3 protein-coding genes and 1 pseudogene are annotated in these 5940 nt (G+C 73.4%); all 4 read right to left on the bottom strand.

The window, feature by feature from the left end:
* Nucleotides 1-2362: pseudogene (locus ABZY91_RS41120) on the bottom strand (hypothetical protein); the annotation flags it as partial.
* Nucleotides 2363-2541: 179 nt separating this feature from the next.
* Nucleotides 2542-3717, bottom strand: coding sequence for a cytochrome P450 (locus tag ABZY91_RS41115; protein WP_355409260.1), 1176 nt, complete (start codon nt 3715-3717; stop codon nt 2542-2544).
* A gap of 291 nt (nt 3718-4008) precedes the next feature.
* A complete protein-coding gene (locus tag ABZY91_RS41110; protein ID WP_355409258.1) occupies nt 4009-4587 on the bottom strand; it encodes a snapalysin family zinc-dependent metalloprotease in 579 nt (192 codons plus the stop codon).
* 237 nt (nt 4588-4824) lie between these two features.
* Nucleotides 4825-5736: a LysR family transcriptional regulator gene (locus ABZY91_RS41105; RefSeq protein WP_355409256.1), complete on the bottom strand. Its 912-nt coding sequence runs from the start codon at nt 5734-5736 to the stop codon at nt 4825-4827.
* Nucleotides 5737-5940 lie beyond the last annotated feature (204 nt).

Genomic DNA, 5940 nt, shown 5'->3' with positions numbered 1-5940 from the left:
GGATCGGCCGTGCAGGTCCGGGCAGGTCCGTGCAGGTCCGGGCACGCGCCACGGGGGAGCGCAGGGCGGTCGGCCCAAGGGGTGGGGCCCGGGGCAGGACCCTGGCCGCGTTGCTGCCGGTCTGAGGCAGGTGGCCGCCGTGGTCGGGGCGGGGCGGGGGGACGTGGGTCGGGCTCTTGCCGGGCACCGGGCCGGGGCTCGTGGTCGGGCCGGGGCTCGGCGAAGCGGTCGGGCTGGCGCCGGCGCTGGGGCTCGGTGAGGACGTCGGGCTCGGTGAGGACGTCGGGCTGGGGCTCGGGCTCGGGCTCGGGCTGGGACTCGGGCCGGTCACCGGGACCTCGGCGCGGCAGCGCGCGTCGGTGGAGCCGGGACGGCAGTTGTTCGGGTAGCTGTCGGAGGCGACGGTGTTGCGCAGCACCACGTCGGCGGCCAGCGGGGAGCGTACGGTGACGGAGTAGTCGATGGTCACGGTGGCCCCGACGGGCAGGTCCCCGGTCCAGGTCAGGGCGGTGCCGGCGAACTGCACCCGGCCGGAATCCGCAGCGGCGTCGTTGTTGTAGGCGGCGGAGTTCAGTACGCCGGACAGGTCGTCGGTCAGGGTGACGCCGGGGGCGTCGCTCCGGCTGGTGTTGGTCGCCCGGATCCGGTAGCGGACGGTGTCGCCGGGCTTGGCGGTGGCGGGGTCGGAGGACTTGACGACGGTGTAGCCGGGCACGGCGGCGACGGTGTTGCGCACGGTGTTGCTGGTGCGCTCCTGGACGCGCTGGGTCTGGTTGCCCTGGAAGCGGAGGGCGGCCGTGTCGTCGAGGTGGGTGCCGACGGCGGTCGCCGCGTCGACGGTGACCTGGAAGGTGACGTTGGCCTCGGCGCCCGGTGCCAGGTCGGGGACCGTGCAGGTGACGGTCTGTCCGCTCGCCTGGCAGGCGGGGTTGGAGCCGGGGACGAAGGTGGTGCCGGCCGGGATCGGGTCGGTCACGGTGACGCCGGTCGCGGTGTCGAGGTCGGCGGTGGTGCCGTCCTGGTGGCGGTTCGCGACCGCGAAGGTGTAGGTGATGGTCTCGCCGGGGCCGACCAGGCCGGGCGGGGTGTTGGCCTTGGTGATCTGCAGGTCCGGTTCGAGGGCGTCGACGGCGAGCCAGACCGCCTGCGGGTGCAGTGCGTCGCCCGCGCCGTTGATCCGGAGCACGGCCTGGGCGCTGTTGGCGGGGATCTTGCCGGTGACGTCGATCGTCCGGGCGTCGTAGCCGTAGTTGTTGACCGGCGCGGGGTCGCGGGTGGTGAGGTTCGCACCGGTGCCGTCGGCGTTGACCGTGTCGATCCGGCTGGTGAAGGCGTTGTCGGTGGCGACGCCGGTGGGACCGGGCATCGGCAGCAGGGTGAGGCTGTCGGCCGCGGCGCCCACCAGCAGCTGGTCTCCCGCGATCGGTACGTCGCCGTCGCCGACGGTGACGCCCATGGTGGCCGGCGGGGTGGTCGCGGGCGTGCGGATGCCGGCGAGGGTGAGCGTGGCCAGGTTGTCGGGGGAGCGCAGCAGTTGGAAGCCGTCCCAGACCTGGAGGTAGCGCAGCGGGTCCGCCTGGTTCTGGTAGGCCACCACCAGTGACCAGCCGCCCCAGCAGCCCACGTTGTTGCCACCGGAGTTCTGGGCGGAGGAGCGTCCGGCGCACGCCTGGATGTCCGCGACGGTGTAGCTGCCCGGGCCGGCGGCCTTCACCTGGGAGGTGACGTCCTTCACGCCCGCACCGGCGAGCAGCGGCTCCGGCGGGGTACCGCCCACCTGCTGGTCGAACCAGTCGTAGGTGTCGGCGGTGAGCTGCTCGTAGGAGGTGCCGCCCGGGACCTTCCAGGACACCAGGTTGCCGGTGTTGATGTCTCCGGAGGTGCCGCCCGCGGTACTGGTGTTGGTCGGGTTGAACTGCCAGTACAGGCGGGCCGACAGGACCTCCGCCCCGGCCGGGATCACCAGCTGCGCGGAGGACGCGTTGTCACCGGGCGCGTTCGGGTCGGTCTTCACGAACTTGGTACGGCCGTTGTTGGTGCCCTCGGTGTCGTTGCAGACCGAGCCGTCGCTGTCGTCGCAGGTCAGAACCGAGTTGGAGGCCATCGTCAGGTTGCCGTGCGCCAGCAGGTCGACCACCGGGTCGGGGCCGATCGGGCGCTGCGTCCCGGCGCCCCGGGGCTTCGGCTTGGCCGCTTCGGGCACCGGCTTCGAGTCCGCCCGGACGGCTCCGGCCCTCGGGGTCCCCGCGGAGGCGGCCGGGGAGGTGACGGCCAGCGAGGCGGCGCCCGCACCGAGCGCCACCGCCAGCAACGCGGACAGGACGTGCGGCGGACGCAGCCGCGGTTGTCGGACAGGTGACACGGGAACCTCGCTGTCGGGAGGCGACACGAACAGCAGGACCTCGTACCTTCGCTGACCGGCTCCGATGCCTGGCGGAGGGGACCTTCACCCGCCCGGGTCAACACCAGTAGCCGGATGGCCCGGGGCGTGGGCGGTGGGCGGTGAGCAGGCAGCGGGCGGAGCCGGCGCGTGAGGCACGGTCACGGCAGCACCGGCAGGGCGACCGGGCCCCGCACCAGCCTCGTGTTCCGCCACTCCAACTCCCCGGCGGGCACGGCGAGACGGAGCAGGGGGAAGCGCGTGGCGACGGCCCGGAACACGATCTCACCCTCGGCGCGGGCGAGGGGTGCTCCGAGGCACCGGTGGATGCCGTGCCCGAAGGCGAGATGCCCCTTGGCGTCCCGGTCGAGGTCGAACCGGTCCGGGGCGGGGAAGCGCGCGGGGTCGTGGTTGGCGGCGCCGGGCGCGATGAGCACCGGGGATCCTGCGGGGATCTCGGTGCCGCCGAGGCGGACGTCCTCGGTGGTGAACCGGAAGGTGGCCGTGCTCACGGGGGAGTCGAGCCGGAGGAGCTCGTCCACGGCGCTGCTCGCCAGTGCGGGCTCATCCCGCAGGCGGTGCAACGCATTCGGCGCCTGCAACAGGGCGAGGAGTCCGTTGCCGATCAGGTTGGCGGTGGTCTCGTGCCCGGCCACGAGAAGGAGCACCGCGAGGGAGACGAGCTCGTCCTCGCCGAGCCGGTCCTCGCCGTCGCGGGCACGGATCAGGTCGTTGAGCAGGCTGTCGTCGGGGGTGCGGCGCTTGGCTTCGACGAGGTCGGCCATGTAGCCGGCGACGGCGTGCGAGGCGGCGTCGATCCGTTGGGGCTGTCCGGCCGCGAAGAGTTCCTCGGACCAGGTGCGCACCGCCGCGCGGTCGGCGTCGGGAACCCCCAGCAGTCGGCAGATGACGGTGACCGGCAGCGGGACGGCGAGGCTCTCGACGGCGTCGGACACGTCGCCGGGCACCCACGCGTCGAGCAACTCGTCCGTCACGCGGGCGATGTACGGGCGGAGCCGCGCGACGGCGCCCGGCGTGAACGCCTTCGTCACCAGGCTCCGCAGCCGTGTGTGCCGGGGTGGATCGGTGGCCAGCATGCTCCGGGACACGGCGGGGTGCAGGGTGCGTCCGGTGCCCTTGCCGGCGAAGAAGGACGCTGTGTCCTTGGACAGCCGCGGGTCGGTGAACGCCTCCCTGGCTTCGGCGTAGCCGGTGACGAGGTAGCTCGGCCTCCCTCCTCCGCCGGGCATCTTCAGGACCGGTGAGGTGCCTCGGAGTGCCGCGAGGGCGGGGTACGGGTTCCGGAGGAAGCCGGGGTCCTGCAGTGGGTTGCTCATGCTCGTCCCTGTGCCGTTTCGACTGTCGTGCCTCGTGCGGGGCGGTCCGGACGACGTGGCCCGCGGCGTACGCCCGTGCGGTCGAGCGTAGCCAGGCGGTTTCGGCGCGAAGGGGCGGGCCGGGCGGTTGGTGCGTCAGTCGCCGTTCCGCGGAGCCGTGTGACTGTCGGGCACGTGGAGGATCACGAGGGGGTCGATCGGCGTCGGCCGGTGTGCCGGGCATCGGCGCACCGGCCCCGCACCCGGTCCGGGGCGGCGAGGACAGCGGGCGCTGCCCTCGCCGCCGCACGGTCAGGACGCGTCGACCAGCAGGTGGCCTTCCGCCGGGTCGTGCGCGGTGGTGCGGCCGGCGTAGGCGGACTCGACCCGGGACCGCTCGGCCGCGTTGGGGACGGCGTTCTTGCAGGTGGTGCCGGCGCTGGAGCCCGACATCAACTGGGAGCACGGTCCGGGCTTGGTGTCCGGCAGGCCGAGGTTGTGGCCGATCTCGTGGGCGGCGATGCGGGTCTTGTCGTGGCCCTCGGTGACCGCCTGGCTCCCGAGTTCCACCCGGGCCTGGCCGCCCGGACGGACCGGTCCCAGCGTGGCCTGCGGCCAGCCGGTGGTGGCGACGATCTGGATCTCGGCGCGGGTGCCGGGCCGGGCCGCCACCAGCTTGACGTTCTTGGTGTTCGCGTTCCAGGAGGCGACGCCGGCCGAGACGGCGGCCTCCCAGCCGGCGGCCCGGGTGGCGTCGTAGTAGAGGGTGGTCACGGCGGCGGCGCCGGTCCGTGCGGCGTCGGGTGTGGACACGGCCTGCGCCGCAGGCGCCATGATCACGGTGATGGCCGCGGCGGTGCCGATGGTTGTGAACCACTTCGAGTGGGACATGACGGTCCTTACGTTGGGTCGGTCTCCCCGGGACGAAGGGGAGGGGGTGGCGCGGGCGGTGGGCATCGCCACCTCCGCGAAGGGGCGGGCGCCCCGGATTTGGCGGTGAACTGTCAAGTAAATCGACGGCCGGCACGCGGGTGTTACGCCCGTTCCCGGCAACGGCGCCCGGTCGCGGTTGCCGCAGACGGACCCGAGGCCCGGGGGTGGTGGGCGAGCCGCTCTCCCGCCGGGGCGTCAGTCCGGCTTGACGCACCGGGCGTCGAAGGCGTCCCGGACGAGGGCCAGCAGCAGCGACCGGGCGCCGATGAGCGGTGACTCGCGGTGCAGGGCCAGCACGTGTCTTCCGAGGAGCGGGTCGCCCGCGAGTCTTCGCATGACCACGCCCTCGCGGGCTCTGGCCGATCCCTGCAGCAGGGTGAGGCCGACGCCCTGGGTGACCAGGTCGCACAGGATGCCCACCTGTCCGATGCGGAGCGGTGAGACGCACGGCGCGAATCCGGCGGATCCGCAGGCCGCGACCAGCGCCCCGTAGTCGTCGCAGCCGGGATCGTGGGGCGGGAGGAGCCAGGTCTCGGCTGCGAGGCCCGCGAGGTCGACCCGCTTCTGTCGGGCGAGGGGGTGCCCGGCAGGGAGGACGACCACCACGGGTTCGAGTCCGATGACGTCGACGACGACTCCGTCGGGCGGCGCCGCGCCGAAGCCCTCCAGGTCGACCAGGCACCCTGCGGCGATGGACCGGTCCGCGACCCGGCTCATGGCCTCCCCCGTGGTCGCGCACTGCACGAAGCTCACGGGGTTGCTCAGGACGGCCGGCAGGTGGATCGCCAGATGGCCCAGGAACGGGCCGGAGCTGCCGCCCACCGTCACCGGCTCCAGGCCGACCGCCGACCGGAGGCGGCAGCCGCGAATCCGTTCGGCGCTGGCCACCGCGTCACGGGCGTGCAGGATCACGAGCTCACCGGCCCTTGTGGGGGTGACCCCGCGAGCCGAACGCTCGAAGAGGGGCTGGCCGAACGAGGCTTCTATTCTGCGCAGTTGGGTGGTCATCGCCGGCTGGGAGAGCATCAGGGCGGCGGCTGCCCTGCTCAGACTGCCCGCGTCGGCGATCGCCAGCAGGATGCGGAGGTGCCGCAGTTCCAGTTCCATGGCTGAGCGAGGCTAGTTCACGCCCCCATGTCATGTCCACGGTTCTGGCGTGAAACGCGGGACGTGAGACGTGGAGCGTGAAGTGTGGGGCGTCGGTCCGCACCTGACGGGTCGTCATCTCGCGGCCGGAGCGCGCCGAGGCCCAGCGCACCCGCCTCGGCCTGCCGCTGCTGCCGACCACCACGATCGGGTCGTTCCCGCAGA

This window comes from Kitasatospora sp. NPDC002965 (genome assembly GCF_040611255.1).
In the GTDB taxonomy this organism is placed as follows: Bacteria; Actinomycetota; Actinomycetes; order Streptomycetales; family Streptomycetaceae; genus Kitasatospora.
Note: the sequence above shows the minus strand (reverse complement) of the source record. Positions and strands in the feature narration are given on the sequence as shown.

Excerpts from the sequence above, each read along its gene's own strand:
- ABZY91_RS41115 (WP_355409260.1), bottom strand. The coding sequence starts at position 3,717 with ATGAGCAACCCACTGCAGGACCCCGGCTTCCTCCGGAACCCGTACCCC.
- ABZY91_RS41110 (WP_355409258.1), bottom strand. The coding sequence starts at position 4,587 with ATGTCCCACTCGAAGTGGTTCACAACCATCGGCACCGCCGCGGCCATC.
- ABZY91_RS41105 (WP_355409256.1), bottom strand. The coding sequence starts at position 5,736 with ATGGAACTGGAACTGCGGCACCTCCGCATCCTGCTGGCGATCGCCGAC.